We start from the raw sequence: 26,238 nt of genomic DNA on the forward strand, positions 1-26,238 counted from the left end.
CCGTTGCTGGCCGGCTTAAGGCTGGGAGGGGCCGATGTTCACGAGCCAGTTGACGCCGAATTGGTCGGTGCACATGCCGAAGGTGTCGCCCCATGGCGCGGGTTCGAGCGGCATGGTGACCGTACCTTCCTCGGTGAGTTTGTCCCAGTAGCGGCGGAGTTCGGCGTCGTCATCGCCGCTGAGGGAGACCGAGTAGTTGTTGCCGGGCCTGTAGTCCATGTTGTTCGGGGTGTCGGATGCCATGAGCACGAGTCCGCTGTCGCTGGTCAGCGTGGAGTGCATGATTTTGTCCTGTTCGGAGGGTGCGTCACTGGCGTTGTACTCACCGAAGGTGCTCCGGGTCAGCTCGCCTCCGAACACTGTCTGGTAAAAGTCCATCGCTTGCCGGGCCGTGTCGCGGAATCCAAGGTAGGGGTTGAGGCGGGTGGTCATGAGTCAGGCTCCTCGTTCGTCGGGTCTACGGTGTGATTATTGATCAGAGGCGGCAGGCAGGGGAAGACCCGGGGCCTCCGCATCATGGTCAGGGTGCGGCTATGACGGAGGCCGTTACCACGGCGTCAGCGGCCGGCGTTGTAGTGCGTGGTGACTTGGCCGGGTGTCAGGGCGGTGGTCTAGGCGGCGGCGAAATACTTTTCCTAGTCCTCACCGAACGCGAGGAAAAGGCATCCGTGGCCATCGCGACCAACGAATCCTTCAGTGGCTGGACCAAGACCTGCACCGACCCACGCCTTTGCGCAGCGATCGTTGACCGCCTCACGTTCAAAGCCACCATCATCGAAACAGGCACCGACTCCTACCGCCTCGCCCTCACCAAAAACCAACAACTCACCGACGCTTAGAAGTTGGATACAGAAGTCATTTGAAGGATTCTTCTGATCGGTCGGCGGGTGTGTATCGGTAGAGTCTGGCCAGTAAATCGTCCAGGTGGTCGCCCGCGCGGTTGTCGGTGACTGCGTTTCAGGTTTCGGGATAGGCCAGGCGACTCAGCATTGTTGCCGCGTCGTTGAGGGGCACCGGCCGGAAGAACTGCGCATCGGCGAGCTCAACGGCGGCAATTGCGCGTGGCGCCAAGTCGGCTCCGGCCTCGGTGACGTGCAGCCGTTTGGCGCGGGTGTCGACCGGGTCGACTTCACGCTCGATGAGTCCTTTGCCTTCCAGCGTTCGTAAGACCTGGGAGGTCATCTTGACGTCGGTGCCGGCTTGGCGGGCCAGGGCCAGCTGGTTTGGATGCTCACCCTGGGTGTTGAGCCACCAGGCGCAGGCGAGCAACACGAACTGCACATGGGTGAGACCGAGCGGGGCCAGAGCCGTGGCGATGTCGCGCTGCCAGCGCAGCGTGGCGTGCCAGAGCAGGAATCCGGGGCTGCCGCCGGGGCTGAGGGGCATCAGCCCCGAGCCAGCCTTACCAGCGCAGTCATCGTGTCGGGCCAGTCGGCGGTGATTCCCGGACCAATCTTCGGGCCGGCTTCGTCGGCGCCGGTACCGGTGATCTCCAGCCGGTACACCACCCGGATCCGGTCCTGATCGATCCTGTCGATCCGGTGGGTGGTGCGCAGCTGGAGGCCGTTGAAGCGGGCCTCGTCGACGAACAGTTTGTCTTCGACCGCCTCGGCGATGAGCAGGAGTATTGGATCGTCCCCCGGGGGCGTCATCGCGATCTGTGTGCCTGCCGCGAACGGGCCGCTGATCTCGATCTTCTCGATCTCGGCGTTCCAGGCGCCCCAATTCTCAACATCGGCCCAGAGTCGCCAGATCGCCTCGGGCGTGGCGCTGGTCTCGATGCTGTTCTCGTATTCCCACATGAGTGGCCTCCTTCTGGATAATCTATACAGAGATTATCTACACAGAGACTATTCTGTCCAATGCTGCTTGCCTCACCTGCAGAGACACGATCGTCCACCCGAACTACCGAGGAGGCCCCATCCCCACGCACCCGAGCTCGGCGGCATCGCCCACACATCCTCCCGCCCGGCAGGTGCCACGCCCATCACTGCCATAACCCCCGAAGGATTTCGAGAGTGGACAACTAAGCAGCGCGCCCATGTGGGCTCAAGTCAAGCTGCGATTTCCCACCAGAGTGGGCTCAATTCAGATTGACATTCTCACCCACGGAAGCCTTTGGGCCACTGGTGCGGTTCATCCGCTCGGCTTAGCCTGAAGGTGGAGGGACCCCGGGGAGAGGGGGCAGGGATGTTCACACACCGTCAGCTGGTCCGTCCGTCACGACTTGGGGCCCGGATGCACCTGCGGCGGCGGGGACGCCGGGGGCAGGATCCGGTGGAGGATCTGCGTGAATGCTGCCGTGCCTCAACGGCCGCGGACAAGGCCTTGGGTGAGGCGATCCAGGGGGCTGTTGCCGCCGGAACACCGTGGCGTGAGATCGGCCGGGTTCTGGGCGTGGCGGAGGCTGCCGGGTCCGGGCAGGATGTCATCAATGCCCTGGCGCGGAGCAAACGCGACCTGTGGCGCCGGCTCTGGGGGGCGGGCGGGTCGGATGCGTAAACGCCCCACGGCACCGGGCCGGTTCCCGGGCCGGCCGGGGGACCGGTGACCGGGCCCGGGGGCGGCCGGTCCGGGCCGCGCCGGCAGGGCCCCTGGTTCTGGATCGCGGCTGTGCTCCTTCCCCCGGCGTGTCTGGCCGGAGGCGTCGCCGTGCTGCTGTCCGGGCCGGATGTCGTCTCGGCGATTCTGGCCGGCTTTCTGTTTCTCGCCGCGGCGGGCTCGCTGGCGTATTTCGCTTACCGGCGCCGGGGCAACGGCGGGTCCTGAACGCCGGGGCGAAGCGTCCAAGGGGTGACGGCTTCACCGGGATGGCCGCCGATTCGGTTCCAGGAGTGAGCAGCCATACTGGAACCGGCACGACCACACAAACCCGGCAAGGGAAGGATGCTGATCCAGGTGCTCCCGATGAACCAACGTCCCCGCGCGGTCATCCGCGACGAATCCGGCTCCATCGTTCCTCCGGAACAATGGAACGACGAACAGCGCCGCCAGGCGCGCGAATCCATCACCGATCAGTTCCGCCGCGGCGTCCAACGCCAGACACTGCCCGAACTCCGAGATGAAATCTCCGCCCGCTGGACGTACGTCGAATCCTGGGAGGAAGAGCAGGCCGTACGGGAATGGATCCTGCACCAGATCGACGGCCTCATCAACCACAACAACAACACCGGGCCGGCCGGCCAAAACCCCACCGGGTCGGGAACACCGCAGTTCCTGGACCCCATTGCCGCCCGCAACATGCAGGCAGGCACCACATAGATTCCGGGTGGTCTGTCAGTGGGCCGCTACGTGTTTTTCCAGCACGTTTGCCGGGATGCTGCCACGGTCGCTGACGGGCAGTCCCTGTTCTTTGGCCCAGGCACGGACCTGGGTGGATTTTCCTCCCCTTCCCTGATCCGCCGGACGGACCTTGCCCCGGGACTTTATTGTCCTGCGGGCGGCTTCCACGTAACGGCGCAAAGCATCGCGCAATTGCGTGGTGTGAGCCTCATTGAGGTCGATTTCATAGGTGCTGCCGTCCATGGCGAACGTCACTGTTTCAACCGCGGGCGAGCCGTCAACATCGTCCACCAACACCGTAATTCGTCTGACTGCCATCCCAAGAGGGTGCAGCGTTCAGACCGGCAGAAGCGCCGTACTCCCCGCGGTCCCCACGACCGATCATGAATTCGCGGGATACCTGCCTTTGCTTCCTCGCGGATCCCGGGCAGCGTCTGCCGTTGGCGCCGCGGAAGACCTATCGGCGACGGATTCAGGCGCCGGCGTCGCTGCCGTTGGATCCCGGGAACGGCACGCCCGCCCGCTGCCCTCTTTGCCTGCGTCGCCATCAGGCGGTGCCTGTAGCTGATGGACGGTCGTGCGGGCTAGTGCCGTTTCGGATTTTCGTTGGGAAGCTTCCGCATCTCGCGTTCCGCGGTGAGGATCCTCAGGGCGAAAATGACGCACTGGTCATCGGTGAGCAAGGCGCCGCTGGCGGTTGCGCTGCCCCGCTCCGCGTCGTGCACCGTCGAAAGTGCTGCCCGCAGATCAAGCTGCAGGGAATGGATCCCCGGCGGAAGATCCCCCTGCGTCATCTCAGCGCCGAAACGGCTGAAAGCGTACGCATCCGCCAGACGCTGCTGGATCCGTTCCGTGCCTGTGGCCAGGGTCTGGACCATGTGCTCCAGGATGACGTGCACGTCAGGCAAGGCAGGTTTTTCCACGCTCATGCCGGTACTGTAGCCGAAGGCAGTCCGCACAGCGGCCCTGCACACCCCCGGCAGCAACCGGACCACGCCCGCTGCCCGGAAGTCCGGACACTCCCAGCGTAGTTTTGGCTGCCTGATCAGCACGCTAAGCCACCGTCATTTGAACGAAGAGCGTTCCTGATCCGTCAGCCGGTGAAGGCCGGCGTTCCAGGATTCATGCCCACCATCTGTGGCTACTGTCCTGCGCCGGGGGATCTTAAAGCGACGGGGGGTGATTCCTAGCGGAGGGAGCCCCAACGCCTTACGTCGGGAGAGTGATACGAATATTTTCGAAGATCAGGTACAAGAAAAAGGCCAGCGACGGAACGAGCAGGACGATTATCCAAGTCAATGTCCCCACATCGCGCCTCCTGGTGCCTGTGCCCAGTTTCCGACCAGAGCACCCGGCAGTCAACAGTTGGGTCATAACGATGAAGGACGACAGACCCCATCTGCGCAGACAGGTATCCGGTCCCGACAATAAACAAGCCCGGGCTGCCCGTAGCGGCAGCCCAAGGCGGACGTTGACTGTCAATGACTGATCGGTTTCTACCCCAAAGGAGTCCCCCGTCTGGAAGTCTTTCCGCACCCCAGACGGGCCGGCGACGCCCCGCACCAACCACATCAAACCCGGCAAATACAGGCCACTACGACGATCCGCAAAACCTGCCGTACGATTTTTTCCGTTTTCTGAAGCGACCCCATGACAGCCGATCCGGTTCCGCCGCGGTGAATTCCCGACGGACGTGCTCATGGGCAGACCTTCGGGCTCCGCTGCCTTCACCACGGAGGATCGAACGGGTCAATCCTCCGGATCTGAGCCAGGGCTTCATCTTTGGATATCTCCGTTCCGTCAGGAGTGAATAGGTCCCACTCGCTGCCGACCGTGCCAGGTCTTGACCGACGCCGGACCCACCGATAGTTGTGCTGTCTGAGTAGAGCCGATTCTTCCTCGAACTGCATCTCGCGAGAGACGGAGCGCTGGGGCTTCTTCGATGGTTTCCCATCCAGACACTTCTCGCATTTGCTGCGCCTGCCGTCGACGCTGGAGTGCCACACGGGAAACTGCGCCGCAGGAAGAGACAGCTCGCACTCCGGACAGTACTTCGGGTCGTGAATATGCGGACCCAGCGTCAGATCGATGTCACTGTTGCAGGCTCCGCAATGTCTTGTAGTCATCTCGCAAAGCTACGGCCTAGGCCGGACCCTGCGCAGCGCGGCGCCGGCCTTGGTGGCGCTCAGGCCGGGTTCGACGCCGCCTGGGATGAGCTCGCGCAGGAGCCGGTGCAGGCGGTTTAGCAGCCGGGCGCGTTCGTGGCCCAGATCGTCGCGTCGTTCGGCCAGCAGGCGCAGAATCGTGGTCTGGTCTTCGGCTGCGACGGGGCGCAGGTTCACCTGCCGCAGGGCTGTTACGGCGACCGCGAAGGCGTCTGCCGGGTCGCTCTTCCGGCCGCCGCCGGTGGAGAGGACCCTGACTTTCATGGCCAGTGTGGAGGGAACATCCACTACGTGCTCTTCGTGCGCGACGAGGATCTGGGCGGTTCCCCGGCCCAGCCCGTTGGCGCCCTCAATGGCGAATCTGCGCTCGGGCCATTGCGCGGCCCAGCCGAGCAGCTGCCGGGTGGTGCCGGAGTTGACGACGAAGCGCCGCACCGCAAGCTGGTTGCCCGAGGGATCGATGGCTGCTGCGGTGATGGAGGATTTGTGGGGGTCGATGCCGATGACGATCATGTCCGGGTCCTTACGCCGACGTCTGTGATGGTTCACCCGTGGCGGGCACCCTGACTTGAAGTCTTTGCATGCCTCTGTCGAGCCACGCCCCGGGCGGGTGTCAGCGGCGCGGCACGCTATCAGTGAGCCAGCAGGGACGGACCCGGCGGCAAGGAGCTTGCGGACCTGTGCCGGCAGACACCCTGGACACTACAAGACTGCAGATCCTGCGGCATCCCACTACCCATTGAACAAGTCAGGAGCCTGATTCGACCAGTCCCATTACCGTTTTGTCTGCCCACCTGGCCCGTGCCCCCAATCAATCAGCCATTGATCACGCGACTGAGGGGCACCTTTCCATCTTGGCAAACGAAACAACTAAAGTCATCGCAGGTATCGACACCCATGCCGACACGCACCATGTGGCTGTCATCAACGAATACGGCAAGCCCCTTGCGGATAAGGAATTCCTGGCCGTGGGTTCCGGGTATCGGAAGATCGTGGAGTTCATTACCAGCTACGGCCCTGTCGCCGCAGTAGGGGTCGAAGGGACAGGTTCTTACGGGGCCGAAATCGCCAGGACCCTGCGTGGTGAAGGTCTGTGTGTGCTGGAGGTGAACCGCCCGAACCGGGCCGCGCGCCGGCTGAAGGGCAAATCCGATCCGTTGGACGCCTACCAGGCCGCTCAATCGGTACTCGACGGCCGGGCCAAATCGATCCCGAAGGCCAAGGATGGTCCCGTGGAATGCCTGCGTATCCTGCGTGCCGGGCGCACCTCGGCAGTGAAGGCCCGCACCGCGGCAATCAATCAGATCAAGGGTCTTCTCGTGTCGGCTTCGGACAACCTCCGGGCGAAATACCGGGGGCTGGGAACCTCGGCGATGATCACGGCCCTGCAGCGCTCCAGACCTTCGGGCCATCTTGCTGACCCTGAGTACGTGTGTCTGCTGGCGTTGAAGGCCCTGGCCACCCGTTGCCAGTCCCTCGCGGCAGAAATAGCTGCCGCGGACGCCGCGCTCCGGGAAATCCTTGATACCTACGCGCCGATGCTCTGTGACCTTCCAGGTGTGGGAACGGAAGTCGCCAGCCAGCTCATGGTCACCGTTGGGGACAATCCGGACCGTCTCGGGAATGAGGCCCAGTTCGCCGCCCTCGTCGGGGTCGCGCCCATACCCGCGTCCTCGGGAAAAACGACCCGTCACCGGCTCAGCAGAGGCGGTGACCGCAATGCCAACCGTGCCCTGCATCAGGTGGTACTGGTGCGTATGGGCTCGTGCCAGCGGACCAAGGACTACGTGGCCAAGCGCACCGCGGAGGGCAAGAGCAAACGGGAAATCATGAGGTGCCTCAAACGCTACGCAGCCCGGGAACTCCACCCCCAGATCACCAACCCCCAGCCGGCACCAAGCAACGCCGACCTGCGTCAGATGCGCACCACGCTCGGGTTCACCATCACGACCGCAGCCCGCGCGCTCGGACATTGGCCTTCCAAAATTTCCAGTCTGGAACGAGGCCTTGCCCGTAACGACGCCCTCGCCACAAGCTACCGCCAATGGCTGACGGAGCAAACAGCCCAAATCCCGATTCGACAGGGCTAAAAGTTAGGACAGAGAGATGCCCGCTCATGGGCGTGCCGCCGAGAGTGCCAAGACTTGCTTGTGGACTTCTCCGGCTATCTCCAGGGCCACATCGAAGTCGCCGCCTTCGATGTTATCGACGTCGGTTTGCACCTCACAGCACGGGCCGAACGGCGGAAGCCGTAGACCTCACCCTCGCCTGTTTGCGCACCACCGCTCTGAGCTTGGCTAGCGAAACTGAGCATCAAGTACTCATCCTGCCCTGAACAAGAGTTCAGTCGTCACCAGGTTCTCTCGCCTGCCGATGGCCTCTTTGAGATCGAGGCGCGCTCATTTGCGGCGTAGACGGCGAAACCACCTGGCCGCAAAGGCCACTGCCCCGTCACCGAGCCAAGTAAACATTGTGGCAAGGGCGGATGGCAGGTCGTCCATGGCGCCCTCCTCAAGGTCCTGTCTTACACGGCTCTTCCTTAGCATAAGGGCAGGTCACAAGCGCCGGCTCTCTACGGGGTGAGTTGCTGCAGGGGGAAGAGTTCGATGGCCAACTCGATGAGCGCGGCGGGGGGCATCGGTAGTTTCGCTCTCGGCGGTGTCGCCGAGGAAAAAGGAGTTCCGGGGTACATCTGGGTGGTGACGCCGCTGGCCCGCTCATAAGGTGTGTGCCGAGCTGCCCTATGACCTCCAAACCCGAGCGGTCCGCGGGGAACCTTGAAGCCCCCACCCTCGCTCGAAGTCCGATTTGACGACTATAGGAGCATCAACGGGGGAAGAGGGGAAGCTGGCCGGTCACCTGAGCCGCCCCACCCACGGGAATCCTCTGCAAAAGGAGCAACACCATGAACACCACACCCACCCTCGAACTGCTCGACCCGGCCACCCTGACCGTGGACATCAACGTCCGCAAAGACGCCGCCCTGACAGCTGACTTCATCGCCAGCATCAAGGAACATTGCGTGATGGAACCCGTGATTGCCCACCGCAAGGACGACGGAGGCGTGCATGTCCTGATGGGACAGCGCCGCACCCGCGCCGCCGTCGAAGCCGGGCGCACCAGCATCCCGGTGATGATCATCGAGTCCCCCGAGGAAGCCGAGCGCATCGTCACGCAGGTCGTGGAGAACATCCAGCGCGCCGAACTGACCGAAGCGGACGCCTACCACGCGCCGAACTGACAGAAGCGGACGCCTACCACCAGCTGTCGCTGATCGGCGTCTCCGCCGCCGCGATCGCCAAGAAGACCGGGCGCACGAAGACCACGGTGGAAGGGGCCTTGAAAGCCAAATCCTCGAACGCCGGAGCCGTCGCCCTGGGCAAGGGATACACCATCGATGAAGCCCTGATCATGGCCGAGTTTGAAGGGAACCAGGACGCGACCGAGGAATTAGAGTCCGTCATCGCGGACGAACCCGATCAGCTCCTGCACGTCGCGCAGCTGCTGCGCGACCGCCGCGACAGCGCCGCCGCCCTCGCCGCACTGATCGAGGAACTGGAAGCCCAAGGGGCGACCATCGTGGAGGACGCCGGACACTACGCCAACGAAGAGAACCTGTATGTCTCAGCCGCCAAACGGGCCGACGGGGAACCGGCCACCGACGAGGATGCCAACGCCTACATGATCAGCACCGACTACCGGGGCCAGCACAACGCGAAGCCCGTCATCACCGGGTGGAAGGACCTGGGCTTCACCCCGAAGTACGAACGCTACGACGGGGGCACCCAGGCCCGGAAAGGCCCGATGACCGAGGAACAGAAAGCCGAGCGGAAGGCCCTGATAGCCAATAATCGCGAGATGGAATCCGCTACCAAGGTCAGGCGTGAGTTTGTGAAGGCGCTGCTTTCCCGCAAGACCGCGCCGAAGGGCTGGCAGTACTTCACTGTCCACGCCATCACCCACGACCCCGAAACCGCCAGCGGCTACGACGGCAAAGTCGCCACTGAAATGATCGGAGCCAGGACCGGGGCGGACACAGACCGGTGGGGCTGGAACCCGTTGCGGGACCACACCGCCAAAATAATTTGAAGTGGGCCGGGCGGCTGATCCCCCAATACAGCCGCCCGGCCCACCCATTCGTAGGGCACGGAACCTGCCGCACGTCGGGCGGTCCGCCGCCCGGGGCGAACCGCAGCAGCCACTCACCAGCGCCGGACCGCCATTAACCGCGACAACGCGACCGGCACACCACCACCCGCGGGACCAGGAACAACGAGGTACCAGGCCGCGGCAGCACCACAAACCGTTCAGCTAAGCTGAACCACAGATTTCCTTTGCAGAGGGAAAAACCAGGAAGGGCCGGCACAGATGCTTGGATTCTAGGGAGCGTCGATGAATGACGTCAGGATCCTGGCACCGGCATGGGAGACCAGCGACTGGCCGGTGAAAGTGACCGGGACGGACGGGAAGACCTTGGTAGGCTGGTGCATCGAAAAGGTGCTCCTTCAAGACACGGAAATAACGGCGTAGACACCCCTATTTTCCCTTGTCAGAGCACCTTTTCGTCTCTTAAACACACCCGTCAGCCCAAACACTGATGAAAACCCCGGGCTAGCCTGTGAACGAGCCTGCGCATCCTGAGCGCATTGATGCCGATCCCGTCGGCCGGGCGAGGGCGAATCGACATGTCCGCCCGCAGTTCAGCCACCGCCGGGTTCCGTTTCGACACCTCACTGTGCCTGTCATCTGCGGGACGGCTTGACAGGAGTACGGCGTACACCTTACCTTCTCCATAGAAGGTGTACGTTGTACACCCCATCTCTTGGGAGTCATAATGGACCTGTTCAGACCAACCGCCGTCGTTACCGGAGTGCTGTTCCTGCTCACTGAGGTGGGCGCAATCGCGGGAGCCGCTCTCTACACTCCGATTTTGAGCGGCGCCGATTACATCACCAGCGCCGGCGCGGACGACACGATCCTCCTCGGCGCACTCTTCGAACTGCTTTTGGTGATCGCCGCCGTCGGCACCGCCGTTGCGCTGTATCCGATCCTGAAGCGGCAGAACGAGGGGGTCGCGCTTGCCTTTGTCGCGGCCCGTGTGCTGGAGGCAGCGGTCATCCTCGTTGGAATCCTCAGCCTGCTGTCCATCGTCACGCTTCGCCGGCAATTCGCCGGAACACCAGACGCCGACTCGGCCACGCTCTCCACCATCGGCTCCTCGCTTGTGGCCCTGCACGACTGGACGTTCCTGTTCGGACCCAACTTCGCCCTCGGCGCCGCCTCCCTGCTCCTGGCCTCCCTGATGTACTCATCCCGTCTGGTGCCCCGCGCGATCGCCGTTCTCGGGCTGGTAGGCGGCGTACTGGTCCTCATCTCCGCGATCGCCGTGATGTTCGGCGTCTATGAGCAGATGTCCAACCTCGGCCTCGTCGTCGCCCTCCCCGTATTCGCGTGGGAGCTAACCCTCGCCGTATGGCTCATCGTCAAGGGATTCCGCCCGGTGAGTATCCTCACCGCTCCTGCTGCCCGTACCGACGTCGCCGCAGCCGCGCGATGAGGGCCGACAGTCCGGCGCTTCGGACCGCCGGAAGTGGTTGAGGTGACCGAGGTACCGATGCCCGCGCCCGCCCGTAACGAGGTACTGGGGAAAGTGCACGCGAGCACCGTCAGCACGGCCGATTACCGTGCACGCAGCCGCGACGTAACGGCTGGCCTCGGAATGCTCACATCCCTCGCCTTCGGATTCTTCCGGCCGCGCCAACCGATCCTAGGAATGGATGTCGCCAACGTAGTCGAGTCGGTGGGTGCTGGCGTTACCCAATGCGCTCCGGGCCATGAGGTGGCCGCGATGCTCGGGTCGCAGTTCAGTGGTCACGCCGAGTACGTATGTGTGCGCGAAGAGGCCGTCACGCTCGTTTTCGGCGGCGCCACCGCGCGCTGCTTCCTAAATAGGGTGTCTATCAACCCGCGCGACTCGGTGCTCGTTAGCGGATCATCCGGTGCGGTCGGCGCGGCGGCGGTGCAACTGGCGAAACACTTGGGCGTAGCTGTGTGCAGCGGTGGCAACGCGGCGCTCGTCAGATCGCTCGGGGCGGACCGGGTCATCGACTACACACGCCGCAGTTTCACCGCCGAAGGAGTCGAGTACGACGTGATCGTCGACTGCGCAGGCACCGCGGGCTTCGAGCGGGTCGAGCGTTCATTGAAGCCTGGCTGGGCACTGCTGCCGGTCACCTCCGATCTCAAGGTCATCGCACTCGCCTCCATCCGAAGCCGCAGGAGCGGAAAGCTCATCACCACAAGCGTGGGCACGATCACGGCGACAGAGAACCTAGCCTTCGTCGTCGGCGTCGCGGAGTCCGGCCAGTACCGGCCCGTCATCGGTGGCACATATGACCTGGCCGACGCCGCGGAGGCACACCGCTATGTGGCCGCCGGGCGAAAGCGCGGCAACATGGTGCGGATCGCCGCCAATCGGCCCGCTGAATTGGCGGCGCGCTAACCCCGCGCCTCGACCCCGGCGTTCGCTTTGCACCCCGATATCCCCGATGGATAAACTCCCCAACCGGCTCGAACAGGGTGCTGTTCTCTGGTGATGATCCTTGAAGGGTCGCCGTTCCTCCTCGATGATGGCGGTGTACGGGGTTACCTCGGGCAAAGGACGGTAACGTGTACGCTGTACTCCCGCCAATAGGCCGTTGGCGAATGACAGAAAGGGTGCGGGAAGTGACGGAAAAGCTCGACATGGGCCGCCGTGTCCGCCTCAACCGGGACCGTGTCCTGCGGGCTGGCGTCTCCTTGGCCGACGAGGGCGGCATTGATTCGTTCAGCATGCGCAGGCTCGCCCAAGAGCTTGAGGTAGTGCCGATGGCGCTCTACAAACACGTTTCCAACAAAGAGGAACTCCTCGACGGAATGGTGGAAATCATCATCGCCGGGATAGACCCTCCCGAAATCGGCGCGGACTGGAAAGACGCTGTCCGGCTGAGGGTACTATCGGCGCGGCATGCGCTGCAGCAGCACCCGTGGGCGCGCCGGGCCATCGAGACGCGCACCACCAAAACCCCTGCCGTCCTCGCGTACATGGATTCCTTCATCGCCATGTTCCTTGCCGGCGGCTTCTCAACCGATCTCACCCATCACGTCATGCACGCCCTTGGCGGACGCATGTGGGGATTCACACAGGAGCTCTTCGACGACCCCGCCATGCCGACTGCGGCCAAGCAAGCCGCGGTCCCACCGGAAGCCCAGACTGTGATGCTGCGGCGGATGGCCGAGCTCTACCCGAACATTGCCACCATCGCCGCATCGGCTGCCCACGACGACGGTTCAGTCGTCGGGCATGGCTGCGACGACCAATTCGAGTTTGAGTTCGCCCTTGACCTGCTCCTCGACGGGTTCGAGCGGCTGCACCGGCAGGGCTGGACATCAAGGCCCGGGCAGCGAAGCAACAGGTAGCTGCAGGTGTGGGTACGCGCGGAGACAAAGCGGACGGCTCCACCAGCCAAGGGCCCCGCACCACCAATAGCCGCAGCACCGCACCTGCAGGGCCCTGGTCCGTATACCCAGCAGCCCATCTTTCGCTCACCACGTCAAAAGACCACTTGTTGAAAGCTCTCTCAAGAGGGCATGGCTTGGTTAATCTGCCTGGAGCGCCACTTCCAGTGCGTTCAGGATCAGCTCGAGGCCGTACTCGAATTCCTCTGCGTAGGCGTAGCCGGGTATCAAAACGTGGTCCTGACGAACTCTGCCAGGTTCGGGTAGTCGTTCGCTGGAACGGTTCGAACATGTCCTGGGCCATCGCACCTATTTCTGCTGGGTTCTCGAAGGGCACGTTCATCTTGGTCAGGGCAAAGCCGTAAATGTAGCCGTCCAGGAGGGAATAAGCGTGTGCCACCATTGCGATGTCGAAGCCGGCCGCGCGTAGCTTGCCGATGACCGCGTCATGGTGTCGCAGGTTCGCCGGCCCGGGACGCCGCCGCGACTCCATCAAACCGATCCTTCACCGGGCATCTTGGCTTGTCCCAGATGCAAGAAGCCGTCGGGACGGTGTCCGATAGCCGAACCGTGACCGGGCGGATAGTTGGGTTAGTGCGCGATGGCGCGAAAACCGGCGACCAGGAGTAGCGCGATACCTGCAACTCCCACGAGGCATGCAGCAAAAATGCTGCCATTTAGTTGTGCTTCCTGAATTTCGACTTCTCACTCCTCCTACTGCTTTGTCACGTTTCTTTTTAGAAGGGTGGTTCGGGGCCGGGTGGCCGTTGCCCCCCGGCCCCGCCGGTGCCAGCGGGCCTGCGGCGTCGCCAAGGGATCCTCCTGCGGCGGGGACTGGCCTGACTGGTTGGCCAGCAGGCAAATCCATTGGGTTCCTAATCTTTTCTATTCGACGGAGAAAAAGTCGCCTGTCGTCCTTTTTAGGATGGATGCAGACCGTGGTGCGGGCACCTTGGCTCGAGGCGTAGGTCGTCCGGAGCGGAAGTGTTTTAGCTTGTGGTCCGGTTCAGTAGTCGGGCGCGTATCCGGTGCAGATGCGGCATGATCCCGTAGATGACGATTGGGACAGCTGCCGTGGCGAGCACGAAGGTGCGGAGGACCGGGTGCAGAAGGGCCAACAAATCTCCGAACGCGAGGTTGATAACTGTCAGTGTCGGGAATACGGCGAGCCAAATCATCAGCGCAAGCTGGTGTTTTGTCGGCGGTGTAGGGCGGGTGGTCACTGGGGCATTGGACATGTTCGCTCAATTCTTTGGTTAATGTTTGGGTGTGTATTAGGTGGAGAAGGAGTTGGGTCAAAAGCCCATGTTGAAGGCCTTCACGGCGCTCCGGATGTCCAGGCCGACGAGCTCGGCGTTAATGGCTATTGCGGCAGCGGATCCTTCACCGGCTGCGGTGATCACCTGGGCGCGAGGATTCGCTACGTTTCCCGCTATCCACACACCCTGCACAGCGGTCCGGCCTGTGCCGTCTTTCACGGCCCAGCCGGTTTCGTCGATGTCGCAGCCGAGGCCGACAAGGAGATCGTTGTTCGGTACAAAGCGCGGTGGCACGAACAGCGCGTCCCGCAGGATGACACGGTTGTCTTCCATTTCGATACCGTGCAGATGATCATCTTCAACCAGGATCCGGCTGACATTACCTTCGACGAGTCCGATGGAGCGGGCGACCAGTTCTGAACGCTGCAGGGTCGTGAGGAACCCGGCCGGCACGAATAGCACGACATCCTTGGCCCACTGACGGACTATCTGTGCGTAACGGACTGTCTCGGGTGAACCTCCCAAGACGCCCAGCTGCTGATCGCGAACTTCATAGCCATGGCAGTATGGGCAATGGAGAACGTCCCGTGCCCACCGGTCGGCAAGGCCGGGTACGTCAGGCAGTTCATCTTTGAGTCCTGTTGCCACGAGAACATGGCGGGTGGAAACGCGTCGACCATCCGACAACAGCGCCCAGAATCCTGAACTACCGGCGGGGACCAGCTCAGTTACGGTGCCCGCAGTGATTTCACCTCCGTAACCCTCCACCTCTTTCCGGCCCAGAGACAGAAGTTCCGCGGGCGGTAAGCCGTCACGCGACAGGAACCCATGCATGTGTGAAGCTGGTGCGTTTCGCGGTGACCCCGCATCAGCTACCAGGACTTTGCGGCGGGCCCTGGTCAACACCAAGGCAGCCGACAATCCTGCGGCCCCGCCGCCTACTACTAATACGTCATAATCCATGGCTTCATGGTCTCCGCGGATAACTCCAACGACAACAAATGTTGCCGATTCCGGGAAACAGCGGTTTGATGAGCCTGTGAAGGATCAACCCTCAGTTATCGCCGCGGCGCTCGACGAAGTAGGAGTACGCCTTAAGCGCCTCCGCCTACAACGAAGCATTACTTTGACATCTCTCGCGGCAGCGACAGGAATTTCCAAAAGCACGCTATCCAGATTGGAGACGGGGCAGCGCCGCCCAAGCCTGGAACTGCTCCTGCCTCTGGCGCAGGCCTATCGCGTACCGTTGGATGAGCTGGTAGGGGCACCCGACGTTGGTGACCCTCGCATCCGCCTTAAACCTGCGAACGCCAACGGGCGCACGGTTATACCGTTGACCCGTCAGCCAGGGGGCATGCTGGCGTGGAAAATTGTCATCCCTATTTCCAAAACCCAGCCCACTTTAAAGACTCACGAAGGCTACGAATGGCTTTATGTACTTTCGGGCCGCATGCGTCTTGTTCTCGGAGAACATGACCTGGTCCTCGGCCCCGGGGAAGTAGCTGAATTTGATACCCATGTACCCCACTGGTTTGGCAGCACCGGAGACCAGCAGGCAGAGGTGCTCAGCGTATTTGGTGGCCAAGGCGAGAGAATGCACGTCCGTGCGAAGGCCAATAAGCAACGCCAGGAATAACACTGCCGGCCCGGAGAGGACTTGTTTTGCCCCGCCGGTCTAAGATCTGACGGGACAGTTTCATCCATAACGGTCAGCCGGAAAGGGGTTGTCTTCGTTTGCCTGCCGGGCCTGCAGTCGATGCAGAAGCCTGAGCATCAGCTTCCGGCCCACCCGGACACCCCTATGGACAAACCGATCGTCGACCCTCCAATCCGTCGGGACCCTGTTTGCCCACTACGTCACCGGCTACCTCGGATCCTCCAGGCCGACGCATGGTGGTAGAAACAGCGACGGATGGACTGCAAAGTAGGTATTGATAAAACAGCACTAAATCCAGACTGCGATTTTTCGGGCTTCAGACTATGAATCCGTAATGTTCGGGAGTCCAGGTGGCGATGACTTTCGTGGAGAGTTTGGCGCCCAATTTGGAATAGAAGCGCTGCCCAGCGACGTTCGTTGGCGTCACTTCCCACATAACGGTCAAACCATCATGAGCGGCTTGACCGGCCATTGCCTTCATAAGGTGTTCTCCGACTCGTTTATTTCGGTGACTCGCTCGGACGTACAGGTCGTCGAGTGCGATGATCTCGCTTCCTCCCCAAAAGTAGGTACGGCGCAGAGCCGAGGAGTAGCCAATCTGCGATCCATCAACCTCGGCAAGGAAAATGATCACGTCATCGCGGTGTAGGTATTCTTCCAACTGTTTCAGTGTTAGGTGTACATGTTGAGATGAGTCCTCGTGTTCAGCCAACCCCTTCAGCAGCGTCAGAGTAGCTTCTGCGTCCCGAGGTTGAGCTCTGCGGATGGCTACGGGGCCTCCGGCCATGACGATCTCCTTAATTTCGTTGTTGGTGTTAGCCAGTTGAGCGGATCGCTTCATTGGCCGTGGATTTGCGATGGCTCCTCAGAGAAGTGGATACTCGTAAGATCCTCCCTGCAACTGTCCGTGCCCTCCTAGTTTCGCCCGCCAACATGGGCCGGAAACTAGCGCCAGGTCGTCGGCCTGGGCAGCAAGCAGCAGTGTGAGCCCGTCGCGTTCAGGCACCCGGTTCAGCCTACTCCAGGGCGGCTACAAGATGGCCTTCGTCGGGGAGTGCCTTTTGCTCAGCCGGAGGGAGCTTGTCGTACGTGTACGCCGCGACGGCCATAGGCGAGGTCGAGCGGCCCAGGCTATAACGGACGCTACGGTCGTTCTTGGTGCCGCAGATCAGAATGCCATCCGTTTCGTTGTGATAGTCCCGGCACAGCACGTCGTCGACGAGGGCGACATAGAAGTTGAGTTTGCCGGCGTTATGAGCAGCTGCGCATAATCTGGGTTATGCGCAGCTGGATGTTATGCCGAAGTCTGTTCGCGCTGGCGTGTTGACGGCCAGTCGCTGAAGGGTTCTTGGCATAACGCCCCGCGGTACTGGAATTGAGTTGGCGCAGCAAACGCTGCCTAGACTGGGCGAATAATTCAGCACCTAAATTGGGGAAACCATGTCATCAACAGCCATGGTCATAGCCCACGAGAACTCATCGGGAGGAAGCCAAACGGCTTGATTCGGGTGATATTCGCTCGACAAGATTCGGTGAGGGTAGGCCTGCGGTTATGACCGTCTCTTGTGTTCCAGGCGCGAGATCGCTGGGGAAGTCGCGTCGGGTGGTGCCGCTGCAGGGCTGTTGGTCATGTTCAGTAGGGACATCGAGTCGTAGTCGGACGTGCCCGGTGCGGCCTGGTACACAACCAACCGATGCTGCGTACCGGAGATGTCGAGGACCTCGTATTGCAGTTCCATTCGTCCAACCTTGGGATGATCGAAGACTTTGTCTCCGGTTGAGAGACTTCGGACATCGTGCAGTCTCCACATTCGGGGGAATTCCTCGCTCTTGGTGTCCAATTCCTCGATGAGGTTGGTCAGCTCGCTGTCGTTCGGTGCGATCCCCGCCATTGCCCGCAGATGGGCAACCGCACCGTACGCGATCGAGTTCCAGTCCGAGAAAAGTGTTCTGGCTGCCGGGTGCAAGAAGATGTAGCGGATGGTGTTACGTCGTGGTTCGGGCCACTGATCGATACCAGCAAGTAGGGCCGTGCCAGCGGGGTTCGACGCCAGTAGGTCGTTAGTTCTAGAGAGCACGTAGGCAGGGGACCGGCCAAAGGTGTCGAGCAATTGGAGCACGGCGGGTCGGACCTGGCGCGAGGGGGTTGGAGTCGTCCCCGTGCGTCTGGGGTTTCCAGAGTGAGCGGCCAGCCGGAAAAGGTGCTCGCGTTCCTCCCCATCGAGAGCGAGCGTCCTGGCCAATGCCTCAAGGACCGCCTCGCTCGGGTTGCATTCGCGCCCCTGCTCGAGACGGGTGTAGTTGTCCACACTGATGCTGGCGATCACGGCGACCTCTTCACGGCGCAATCCCGTGGTCGGCGAGCCCCGGTCCCCGGTGCCAACCCTAGATCCGATGGCTGTACTCGGGCGCGACGTGAACGCAGAAAAGTGCTGATCTCAGTCTTAGCCATGACTCCATCGTCTCAGCACGCTTCCTGCATCAGCAACCGTTTTGCCTAGGTGTGGGACACCTAGGGACGCCGCTTCCCGGTACCGTGCGTCCTGGTTACCCCGCAGATCTGGAACCAAACTTGATTTTGTCCCGTCGACGAAAGGAGCGTCATGACATCGATAATTTCCTTCGATACGCAAGATCAGCATAGTCAGGGACACCGGTTAGTCGGCGACCGAGTCGGTGCACTGGGGTTGGGATGCATGGGAATGAGCGAGTTCTACGGCCGCGCCGACGACACCCAATCCATACGGGTCATCCACAGCGCCCTTGATGGCGGTGTGAACGTGCTCGATACCGCAGACATGTGCGGCAACGGCCACAACGAGGAACTTGTCGGCCGCGCCCTCCACAAACGCCGCGAACAGGCGTTCGTGGCGACCAAATTCGGCATCCGCCGCGATGGTGGGCGTCGCTGGAACGATGCCAGCCCCAGGGCGCTGCGGACGGTCAACACCCAGTTGATCGAACTGTACTGGTCCATTGGGCAAACGATCCTGGAACGGCAGGCCATCGACGGCTGGGGGAGCGGAGTCATCAGCAGACTAGCCGAGGACCTGGGCGCAGAGTTCCCGGACATGACCGGGCTGTCGCGGTCCAATCTGCAGTACATGCGCAGCTTCGCGGAAGCGTGGCCTGCGTTCGCAAATGTCCCACAGCCTGTGGGACATTTGCCCTGGGGCCACATCCGCACCATCCTGGACAAACGACTGGAACCGGAAGCACGCGACTGGTACGCCGCGGCCGCCGTTGAGCACGGGTGGTCACGGAACGTCCTCATGAACATGATCATGAGCAAAACCCTGGAACGCACCGCTGCGGCCCCCTCAAATTTTAAGCATCAGCTCGTTGCACCCGACTCGGAGCTCGCCCAACAGGTCGCCAAAGATCCCTACAACTTCGAGTTCCTCGGCCTGTCCGGGGAAGTCGCCGAACGCGACCTCGAGAACGCCTTGACCGGCAGGATCACCGAAACGCTGCGCGAGCTGGGCCCCGGTTTCGCCTTCGTCGGGCGGCAGGTCCACTTCGACGTCGACGGCGACGACTTCTACGTCGACCTGCTCTTCTTCCACATCGAACAATCCCGCTATGTCGTCATCGAACTCAAGACCGGCAAGTTCCAGCCCGAATACGCCGGCAAGCTCAACTTCTACGTCGCTTTGGTCGACGATGTACTCCGCCGGGACCACCATAACGAGACCATCGGTATCCTGATCTGCGGCAGCAAGAACGACCGGAGCGTCCGGTACAGCCTCGGACGCGCGACCTCACCCATGGCCGTCGCCGCCTACACCTATGACAACCTGCCCACGGCCGAAAAAGAGGCCCTTCCCGATGAAGGACACCTTGTCGCTGCCTTGGAATGGGCTGAACCCGACGCGGATGCCGGAACGGGCACCAAGGAGGCCTGAGATCCGCGGTGCCAGGCGGGCTACTGCATGAGGTGCCGGCACAGGGTTGGGGCTGGGAAAACCTTAGACAAGATGACCGTCGGAGGCACTGTGTCCGCCTATCCGAACAGTCCCCAGAAACAGACATCCAACAGAATCACAGACGTCCGTAATGGCAGGCCGGGCATCTTGGGACCGGGAACCCTATGCGTTGGCGGGCGGGGTTTCCCGTTCCTTGCTTGGGGATGGCACAGGACGGTCTCGGAAAGCATCCGAGCCCAAGCTCGAAGCATTCCCGAACTGTTTCTTGCCGGGACGCTCATGGCTCCGGAGGCACTGGCGGCCGCGCTCCCCCCGAAATGCTGGCGGGAACACCACCACCGATCAGCCTGCGGCCGCGAACGCGCGGGCCGCGGCTAGCACCTGCGGGCCGGCGTCGTCCAGCTGGCCTTCGCGGAGCAGGCGCGTAGGCGGAACGTCATCGAGCTGCGGGTTCATGCCCTGGAACCAGGCCTGCACCACGGCCCGGGAATCACGCTCCGCGAGCAGGGCGGCCACATGGTAAGCGGTCCTTAGCCGGAGCATCACGTCGGCGGAGGGTTTCCGTTCCCCGTCAGCCCATTGCCGGACGGCCCGCGTTTCCTTCACGGAGCCGATGTAGGCGACCAGTTTCGCTCCCAGCAGGTCCCGCAAATCCCGGACCAGCACGTCATCGGCCAGCCGGATGGAATCCTGATGCGCCTTCAGCCCTCCACGGGCGCCTGTCGCTGCAGTCATAGCTCATGGTCCCACGAAAAGGCTTAGCGAATCAAGGGATAAAACACATCTCAAATCACACCCGGAATCACCGATAACCGTGATTACGTAAAGCTGGGCTGGCGGGCTATTAGTGCCGCTCAGGACTGATGGACAGATAGCACTCCCAAACATCCATCGCCTTGTATAAACGTGCCCCGACCTCATCTAGGTCCGCTGGACTATGATTTGCGGCCTCGATCTCCCGGCGGCTCCAGAAAGCTGTCTTACCCTCAACCAGCGACCCCCTACGGTGGCAAGGGGATGCCTTTGTTGCGTCCCTCTAGGGCGGCTTTCGACTCAGTGAGTGCGGCCAGGGTGGTTACCTTGACTTCGGGAACGACCGTTTCGGATTCGGCCAGAAGTTTTTTGGAAAGCTTAATCAAGGATGAAGCGCTCATGTTGGCTGTCAGGATAGCTCCGATTCCCGAGGCATCTCCGTTGATCAGCTCCACACCACAAGTGCACAAGGTGCTGTTCGAGCCACGCGGCCCATACGGATGGATATGCGGCCTACGGCCGCTTCCCCCTCCGTCGTCATCGACGTGTATGTACGATGGTCCGCCTTTTTCGAGGTTGCTTGAATTGCGTTCATGGTCGTCAGCCTATGCTGCGCTCTCGCGCTTCATGCCCCAAGCTTGAAGTCCACGGTTTGAGGAGCTAATCACTCCCCCCGCTGGCAAGCAGCTCCGCGGAACGTCACTGTGCCCTCGCCGGGGTCGGGGCGGTGGGTTCTGCCGGCAGGAGATCCCGGGAAAATAGGCGCGACGATATTTGCCGTTATGACGGTCCTCCTTGGCCTCAAAGTGGGGCCCAAAATGGTCTCCCCCACGCACCTGAGACTCTAGGTGGACACGGCCTGTGTCGGCTTGTTCTGGAATGCATGGCGGTAGTAGTCAGCGAGTTCTAGATGGCGGGCGGCGTCTTCGTCCACGATGACGGTGGCGCAAGGGTGGAGCTGCAGGACCGAGGCCGGCCACATGCTGGAGACTGGGCCTTCGCCGGCCGCGGCTATGGCCCGTGCCTTTTGCCCGCCCTGTGCAACGAGCAGGAGGCGTTTTGCCTCAAGAATGGTCCCGAGACCTTGTGTAATGCAGTGCGTGGGTACTTCATCGGCACCGGCGAAAAAACGGGCGTTGTCAGTTCGCGTTTGCACGGTGAGTGTCTTGATTCTTGTCCGCGACGCCAGTGAGGACGTCGGTTCGTTGAAGCCGATGTGGCCGTTGGTGCCGATGCCCAGGATCTGAATGTCGATGCCGCCGGCCAGGGACATGGCCTCTTCAAAATCCCGGCATCCCTTATCGTGATCGGCGCGGCGGCCGTCGGGCACGGTGATGTTCCCCTGCCGCATCCCCAACGGGGCGGCAATGTCCCGCTGCACAACCGCAGCGTAACTGGCGGGGTGGCTGGTTGGGATGCCGACGTATTCATCCAGTGCAAAGCCCCTTGCGTTGGACAGATCGAGGTCGCCGCTTTGGCGTATGTCCGCGAGATCCGAGTAAATCCCGGAAGGGGAGGACCCGGTAGCAAAACCGAGCACCGCCGCTGGTTTTGCTGAGACTATCGAGGCGATAATTTGGGCTGCGATCCGTCCGACGTCAGTCGGCGTTTCGGCAATGATGACTTCCATTTATTCTCCTATACGAGAGGGGAACGTGGTCCAGAATTATGGGAGGCCGGGCTGGGTACCGGTCGCGGCAGGCGGAGTGCAATTTCGGTAGTGCTGGCCACACGATGAATCTCACGATGCCTTGAGGCTCCGGCGAACAACAGAGGGCTGAACTAACTAGGGGGCGGGGATTTCGGTGCCTCGTGTTGCCCGTTCCAGGAGCTCCAGGAGGTGCAGATACTCCTTCCCCGTGGCCCTGGACATGCCTAGTTCGCAGGTCCTGTTGGAAGAGGCGTAGGCTTCGAAATCCCGCTCATTCAGTTCGGCTGCCTCATTTTGAGTTGCTGAGGACGTGAGTTCGGGATGCAGCAACCCGCGGTCCCCGGCAAAGGCACAGCAGGACCAGTCCGCCGGGATAAAGACTTCCGTGGCGATGTGGTCTGCGATGGCCGTCATCATGGCGTTGACCCCCAGTTGCGTCGACGAGCAGGTAGGGTGAAGCGCTAGTGACGACAGTGGCGCCGACACCGTGAGGTGCTCCAGCAGGCTGTTATGAACGAATTCGATGGCGTCCACGAAACGTAGCCGGGCATATTTTGAGTGCTGGACCGCGGACCGGCGTAGGCTTTCCAGGCCTTCCGTACAGGAGGAGGCGTCGCAGACGATGGGCAGCTCGCCCTGCCGGGATGTCTCCCACAGCACCGGCAGGACCGTCTCGGCCATACGCGAGTGGCCGGTCGTGAATCCTTTGGACTTCCACGGCGTCCCGCAGCAGAGCGATGCGATCTCCTCCGGTACCTTGACCGCAACCCCTGCCCGGCGGCAAAGCTCGAGGAAGGCTGGTGAAACCCCCGGAGTGTTCCCGGGCGGCCCGAAAATTGTCCCGATGCAGGCGGGGAAATACACGGCCGCCGGGTTCTCAGCAGGCTTCGGAAGGCGCCGGGACCCTCCGGTCGGCAGTGACCGGTCGTAGAGCGGCACGGTATCGGGTCCCATCACGGCACGTCCCACGCTTGTAGCGGCGGTAACGGCAGGAGCGGGCAGCCGATCTGCAAGAGTAAGAACAGTTCCGCCCAGCCTGGTAATGCCGTCCCAGTGGTTGGCGGCCGTTGCCCAGAAGGACGATTCGACCGCGCCGGCGTTTTCCGCGCGCAGCCGCCGCACGAGATCTCCGGTGTTGATGTTTACGGGGCAGGCGACCTGGCACATCCCGTCGACAGCGCACGTGTCGATTCCCTCATAACCGAAATCGGATTGGAGCTCGTCGAACAGCTTGGCGTCGCCTTCAGCTTCGGCCTTCTGCATTTCTCGTCTGAGCACGATGCGCTGGCGTGGTGTCAGCGTCAGATCCTTCGAGGGGCACGACGGTTCGCAATATCCGCACTCGACGCACCTGTCGACTTCTTCTTCTACAACAGGGGCGAGTTTCAGGTTCCGCAGGTAGGACTCCGGGTCATCGGACAGCACCGCGCCGGGATTGAGCATCCCGGCGGGGTCGCAGAGGAGCTTGACCTGGCGCATGACTTCGTGGAGTTCTTCACCGTACTGCCGGCGGATGAAGGGAGCCATGATGCGGCCGGTGCCGTGTTCGGCCTTCAGGGAGCCGCCCCTGTCGAGGACAAGGTCAACCATGTCTTCGGTGAACGCCCGGTACCGCTCGAGGTTCGCGGACTCCTCGAAGCGTTCATTGATCATGAAGTGGATGTTGCCGTCTTTCGCGTGTCCGAAAATCACGCTCTCCTCGTACGAGTACCGCTCAAAGAGCCCCAGGAGGCCCTCGCAGGTTCCGAGAAGCTCGGGCACGGGGACCGCAATGTCCTCCAGGAGCGCGGTGGTTCCGGAGGGCCGGGCGCCGGCCACGGCGGTGTAGAGACCTTTGCGGATGCTCCAGAGGGCTACCCGCGCGCCTGCGTCCTGTGTCAAAGTCAGCGGGGCGGCCAGCTCCAGGGAGGAGAACAGTCCTTCGCTGAGGGCTTGCTGTCTCTCCACGTCCTGCGGTGTTGGGCCGGTGTATTCGATGAGGTAGGCGGCGTGGTGGTCTATCTTGAGCGCGGTCAGTTCCTGGCTGGCCTGTGGGAGGGTCTGGGCAACCCGCAGCGATGTGGCGTCCATCAGTTCGACGGTGGCCAGGCCTGTGCGCACCAGCGCTGGGAGTGCCGCGGTCGCGCTGCTCAGTGACGGGAAGACCGCGAGTCCTGTGGCCGCGCGCGGGTGCAGAGTCACTGTCCGGTAGGTGGCCTCGGCGATGAAGGCCAGGGTGCCTTCGCTGCCGATGACCAGATGGGCAAGGATGTCCACGGGCCGGTCGAAGTCCAGGAAGGAGTTCACTCCGTAGCCCATGGTGTTTTTCATGGCGAATTGCCGGCGGATGGTTTCGATTGAACGAGGGTCCGCGCGGACCCTGTCGCGCAGGCGGGCCAGGCCGGCCCATAGGTCTGCTTCGGTGTGTCGTAGATGCTCATCTGCGTCGGGGGCGCCGGTGTCGATTATTGTCCCGCTGGGCAGGACGATTACCAGCGATTCGAGGGTGTTGTAGGTGTTGTATTCGGTGCCGCAAGACATGCCGCTGGAGTTGTTGGCCACGACCCCGCCGATGGTGCAGGCGATTTCGCTGGCGGGATCGGGACCGAGTTTTCGGCCGTAGGGGGCCAGGCGGTTGTTGACGCTGCGCAGTGTTGCCCCGGGCTGGGCTTTAACTCTTTCGCCGTCGTCCAGGATCTCAATGCGTCTGAAGTTGCTGCGCACGTCTGCAAGGATTCCGTTGGAGAGTGCCTGCCCGCTGAGGCTGGTTCCACCGGAGCGGAGAGTCAGCGGGATGCCCCGTTCGCGGCTGACCCGGAACAGCTGGGCCACATCTTCGGCATGCCGAGGAGTCGCGGTCAGTTCCGGCACCAGCAGGTAGTGCGAAGCGTCGTGGGCCAGGGCAAGGCGGTCGAGGGAGCGTGAACTGGCAGGCACCGGTGCCAGGAGATCGGCCTTCATCAGGCACCGCCGTGCTGGCTGCGGTCCTTTACGACCCGGTAAGTATTGCGCAGCGCCTCCATGGAGGCGTCGTAGGATGCCTGTGCGACGCCGGTGAATAGACAGTCGACGACCATGAGTTGGGCGATGCGGCTGCCAAGGGCTCCGGACCTGAACCTGGTTTCCCTGGCAGCGGTCGTGAGAACGACGTCGGCGGCCGCGGCGACCGGGGAATCCTGGAAGTTCGTGATGGCGATCGTGGCCGCGCCCGATTCCCTGGCGACGGAAAGGAACTCCACCGTATCCTTGGTCTTCCCGGAGTGGGAGATGGCGATGGCGACACAGGAGCCGTTGAGGGTCGCAGCAGCCGTCCATGCCGAGTGCGAGTCAGACCAATTGATCACCGTCCGGCTGATCCGGGAAAGCTTCTGCTGCAGGTCTAGGCCAACGAAAGAGCTGGCACCCATACCGAAAGTGTCTATCCGACGGGCCCCGGACACCAGGCCCACGGCCCTGCCCAGCGCTTGTGTGTCCAGCGCCCGGGCTGTGTCTGCAATCGACAGTGTCTCGTTGATTGCCACTTTCGCCACGATGTCGTCGAGGGAGTCGTTGCGTCCAATGTCCCCCGAGACCGGAGGAAGACTGGAAGTTGTCATTTCCTGACGCATGGCCTCCCGGGTGAGGTCCATCAACAGGTCCTTGTAGTGGGAGTAGCCCATCCGCTTGTAAAAACGCACTACCGATGTGGTCGACGTGTCACAGCGATCGGCCAGTTCGGCCACGGACAGGGTTGCCCCCTCGGACGGGCTTTCGATAAAGACCTGGGCGATCCGTTTCTCGGACGGCCGCAAGGAGGGCAAGGCCGCCCGGATCCGAATCAGCACCGTCTCAGAGTCCGGTGCTTCTACCGCGTTGTTCACATTCAGCTCTCTCATCAAGGGTGTTTATCCGGCATTGGCCGAAGATAACGGATGGGATCGGAAGGACACGTCCAAAACTATCTGGGGAATATCTTTACACGGATTGCTTCATGAAGGTACGTTAATGACCAATCCGGATCATCGATGCTCTCCGGGGGACCTGCGACAGCCGGTGCGGCATGCAGGAGGCATCACATGTCACTGAGGAG

25 protein-coding genes and 3 pseudogenes are annotated in these 26,238 nt (G+C 62.2%); 11 read left to right on the top strand and 17 right to left on the bottom strand.

The features are described 5' to 3' along the window. Positions 1-15 precede the first annotated feature (15 nt). Positions 16-432, bottom strand: coding sequence for a VOC family protein (locus ABIB51_RS20960; protein WP_354191283.1), 417 nt, complete (start codon positions 430-432; stop codon positions 16-18). Positions 433-464: 32 nt separating this feature from the next. On the opposite strand from ABIB51_RS20960, the gene ABIB51_RS23280 reads away from it, so the two are divergent. After that, positions 465-839 (top strand): ATP-binding protein, encoded by a 375-nt coding sequence (locus tag ABIB51_RS23280; protein WP_502916189.1) that lies wholly within the window; start codon positions 465-467, stop codon positions 837-839. 118 nt (positions 840-957) lie between these two features. Here ABIB51_RS23280 and ABIB51_RS20970 read toward each other — a convergent pair whose 3' ends face one another. Both ABIB51_RS20970 and ABIB51_RS20975 read right to left on the bottom strand, forming a co-directional pair. Then, complete coding sequence (locus ABIB51_RS20970; protein ID WP_354191284.1) at positions 958-1,386, bottom strand: MarR family winged helix-turn-helix transcriptional regulator; 429 nt, start codon at positions 1,384-1,386, stop codon at positions 958-960. Further along, positions 1,386-1,802 carry an SRPBCC family protein gene (locus ABIB51_RS20975; RefSeq protein WP_354191285.1) on the bottom strand — a complete coding sequence of 139 codons (417 nt, stop codon included), beginning with the start codon at positions 1,800-1,802 and terminating at the stop codon, positions 1,386-1,388. Before ABIB51_RS20975 ends, ABIB51_RS20970 begins: the two co-directional genes overlap by 1 nt. Before the next feature lie 388 nt (positions 1,803-2,190). On the opposite strand from ABIB51_RS20975, the gene ABIB51_RS20980 reads away from it, so the two are divergent. The 3 genes from ABIB51_RS20980 to ABIB51_RS20990 all read left to right on the top strand — a co-directional run bounded on the left by ABIB51_RS20980 (position 2,191) and on the right by ABIB51_RS20990 (position 3,261). Further along, a complete protein-coding gene (locus ABIB51_RS20980; protein WP_354191286.1) occupies positions 2,191-2,502 on the top strand; it encodes a hypothetical protein in 312 nt (103 codons plus the stop codon). A gap of 111 nt (positions 2,503-2,613) precedes the next feature. Then, positions 2,614-2,769, top strand: a complete 156-nt coding sequence (locus tag ABIB51_RS20985) for a hypothetical protein (RefSeq protein ID WP_354191287.1) — start codon at positions 2,614-2,616, stop codon at positions 2,767-2,769. Between the two features lie 138 nt (positions 2,770-2,907). Continuing rightward, positions 2,908-3,261 carry a hypothetical protein gene (locus ABIB51_RS20990; RefSeq protein ID WP_354191288.1) on the top strand — a complete coding sequence of 118 codons (354 nt, stop codon included), beginning with the start codon at positions 2,908-2,910 and terminating at the stop codon, positions 3,259-3,261. Between the two features lie 15 nt (positions 3,262-3,276). Here the strand turns inward: ABIB51_RS20990 and ABIB51_RS20995 are convergent, their stop codons facing one another. From ABIB51_RS20995 to ABIB51_RS21005, 3 genes are all read right to left on the bottom strand, one after another. Further along, complete coding sequence (locus ABIB51_RS20995) at positions 3,277-3,600, bottom strand: histone-like nucleoid-structuring protein Lsr2 (RefSeq protein WP_354191289.1); 324 nt, start codon at positions 3,598-3,600, stop codon at positions 3,277-3,279. A 266-nt stretch (positions 3,601-3,866) separates the two neighbouring features. After that, positions 3,867-4,211: a hypothetical protein gene (locus ABIB51_RS21000; protein WP_354191290.1), complete on the bottom strand. Its 345-nt coding sequence runs from the start codon at positions 4,209-4,211 to the stop codon at positions 3,867-3,869. Between the two features lie 1,206 nt (positions 4,212-5,417). Further along, positions 5,418-5,960 (bottom strand): IS110 family transposase, encoded by a 543-nt coding sequence (locus ABIB51_RS21005; protein ID WP_354191291.1) that lies wholly within the window; start codon positions 5,958-5,960, stop codon positions 5,418-5,420. Positions 5,961-6,301: 341 nt separating this feature from the next. Here ABIB51_RS21005 and ABIB51_RS21010 point away from each other — a divergent pair, with 341 nt between their 5' ends. The 5 genes and pseudogenes from ABIB51_RS21010 to ABIB51_RS21030 all read left to right on the top strand — a co-directional run bounded on the left by ABIB51_RS21010 (position 6,302) and on the right by ABIB51_RS21030 (position 12,905). Further along, entirely contained in the window at positions 6,302-7,537 is a 1,236-nt protein-coding gene (locus tag ABIB51_RS21010) for an IS110 family RNA-guided transposase (protein WP_354191292.1), read from the top strand. A gap of 815 nt (positions 7,538-8,352) precedes the next feature. Continuing rightward, positions 8,353-9,527: pseudogene (locus ABIB51_RS21015) on the top strand (ParB/RepB/Spo0J family partition protein); the annotation flags it as partial. 754 nt (positions 9,528-10,281) lie between these two features. Then, positions 10,282-11,004: a DUF4386 domain-containing protein gene (locus ABIB51_RS21020; RefSeq protein ID WP_354191293.1), complete on the top strand. Its 723-nt coding sequence runs from the start codon at positions 10,282-10,284 to the stop codon at positions 11,002-11,004. A gap of 33 nt (positions 11,005-11,037) precedes the next feature. Next, positions 11,038-11,949, top strand: coding sequence for an NAD(P)-dependent alcohol dehydrogenase (locus ABIB51_RS21025; RefSeq protein ID WP_354191294.1), 912 nt, complete (start codon positions 11,038-11,040; stop codon positions 11,947-11,949). A gap of 224 nt (positions 11,950-12,173) precedes the next feature. After that, the gene (locus ABIB51_RS21030; RefSeq protein WP_354191295.1) at positions 12,174-12,905 is read left to right on the top strand and encodes a TetR/AcrR family transcriptional regulator; all 732 of its coding nucleotides are present in this window, start codon (positions 12,174-12,176) and stop codon (positions 12,903-12,905) included. A gap of 391 nt (positions 12,906-13,296) precedes the next feature. Here ABIB51_RS21030 and ABIB51_RS21035 read toward each other — a convergent pair. From ABIB51_RS21035 to ABIB51_RS21045, 3 genes and pseudogenes are all read right to left on the bottom strand, one after another. Then, positions 13,297-13,437, bottom strand: a pseudogene (locus tag ABIB51_RS21035) (TetR/AcrR family transcriptional regulator C-terminal domain-containing protein); the annotation flags it as partial. A 496-nt stretch (positions 13,438-13,933) separates the two neighbouring features. Continuing rightward, entirely contained in the window at positions 13,934-14,167 is a 234-nt protein-coding gene (locus tag ABIB51_RS21040) for a putative antibiotic biosynthesis monooxygenase (protein WP_354191296.1), read from the bottom strand. Positions 14,168-14,239: 72 nt separating this feature from the next. After that, the gene (locus ABIB51_RS21045) at positions 14,240-15,166 is read right to left on the bottom strand and encodes an NAD(P)/FAD-dependent oxidoreductase (RefSeq protein WP_354191297.1); all 927 of its coding nucleotides are present in this window, start codon (positions 15,164-15,166) and stop codon (positions 14,240-14,242) included. Between the two features lie 76 nt (positions 15,167-15,242). Here ABIB51_RS21045 and ABIB51_RS21050 point away from each other — a divergent pair, with 76 nt between their 5' ends. Beyond that, positions 15,243-15,839, top strand: coding sequence for a helix-turn-helix domain-containing protein (locus ABIB51_RS21050; protein ID WP_354191298.1), 597 nt, complete (start codon positions 15,243-15,245; stop codon positions 15,837-15,839). 337 nt (positions 15,840-16,176) lie between these two features. On the opposite strand, the gene ABIB51_RS21055 is transcribed toward ABIB51_RS21050, so the two are convergent. From ABIB51_RS21055 to ABIB51_RS21065, 3 genes and pseudogenes are all read right to left on the bottom strand, one after another. Further along, positions 16,177-16,701 (bottom strand): GNAT family N-acetyltransferase, encoded by a 525-nt coding sequence (locus ABIB51_RS21055; RefSeq protein WP_354191299.1) that lies wholly within the window; start codon positions 16,699-16,701, stop codon positions 16,177-16,179. 175 nt (positions 16,702-16,876) lie between these two features. Next, positions 16,877-17,104: pseudogene (locus tag ABIB51_RS21060) on the bottom strand (PDDEXK nuclease domain-containing protein); the annotation flags it as partial. A gap of 306 nt (positions 17,105-17,410) precedes the next feature. Then, the gene (locus ABIB51_RS21065) at positions 17,411-18,208 is read right to left on the bottom strand and encodes a helix-turn-helix transcriptional regulator (protein WP_354191300.1); all 798 of its coding nucleotides are present in this window, start codon (positions 18,206-18,208) and stop codon (positions 17,411-17,413) included. Positions 18,209-18,463: 255 nt separating this feature from the next. Between ABIB51_RS21065 and ABIB51_RS21070 the strand changes: the two genes are divergently transcribed. Next, positions 18,464-19,765, top strand: coding sequence for a PDDEXK nuclease domain-containing protein (locus ABIB51_RS21070; protein WP_354191301.1), 1,302 nt, complete (start codon positions 18,464-18,466; stop codon positions 19,763-19,765). A 363-nt stretch (positions 19,766-20,128) separates the two neighbouring features. Here the strand turns inward: ABIB51_RS21070 and ABIB51_RS21075 are convergent, their stop codons facing one another. From ABIB51_RS21075 to ABIB51_RS21095, 5 genes are all read right to left on the bottom strand, one after another. Beyond that, complete coding sequence (locus tag ABIB51_RS21075) at positions 20,129-20,521, bottom strand: hypothetical protein (RefSeq protein ID WP_354191302.1); 393 nt, start codon at positions 20,519-20,521, stop codon at positions 20,129-20,131. A 266-nt stretch (positions 20,522-20,787) separates the two neighbouring features. Further along, positions 20,788-20,994 carry a hypothetical protein gene (locus tag ABIB51_RS21080; RefSeq protein WP_354191303.1) on the bottom strand — a complete coding sequence of 69 codons (207 nt, stop codon included), beginning with the start codon at positions 20,992-20,994 and terminating at the stop codon, positions 20,788-20,790. 389 nt (positions 20,995-21,383) lie between these two features. After that, positions 21,384-22,169, bottom strand: a complete 786-nt coding sequence (gene nagB / locus ABIB51_RS21085) for a glucosamine-6-phosphate deaminase (protein ID WP_354191304.1) — start codon at positions 22,167-22,169, stop codon at positions 21,384-21,386. A gap of 156 nt (positions 22,170-22,325) precedes the next feature. Beyond that, the gene (locus ABIB51_RS21090) at positions 22,326-25,130 is read right to left on the bottom strand and encodes an FAD-binding and (Fe-S)-binding domain-containing protein (RefSeq protein WP_354191305.1); all 2,805 of its coding nucleotides are present in this window, start codon (positions 25,128-25,130) and stop codon (positions 22,326-22,328) included. Beyond that, complete coding sequence (locus ABIB51_RS21095) at positions 25,130-26,044, bottom strand: MurR/RpiR family transcriptional regulator (protein ID WP_354191306.1); 915 nt, start codon at positions 26,042-26,044, stop codon at positions 25,130-25,132. The genes ABIB51_RS21090 and ABIB51_RS21095 overlap by 1 nt, the downstream gene beginning before the upstream one ends. Positions 26,045-26,238: the final 194 nt, after the last annotated feature.

Origin of the sequence: Arthrobacter sp. UYCu712 (genome assembly GCF_040547005.1) — a bacterium.
Classification (GTDB): domain Bacteria; phylum Actinomycetota; class Actinomycetes; order Actinomycetales; family Micrococcaceae; genus Arthrobacter.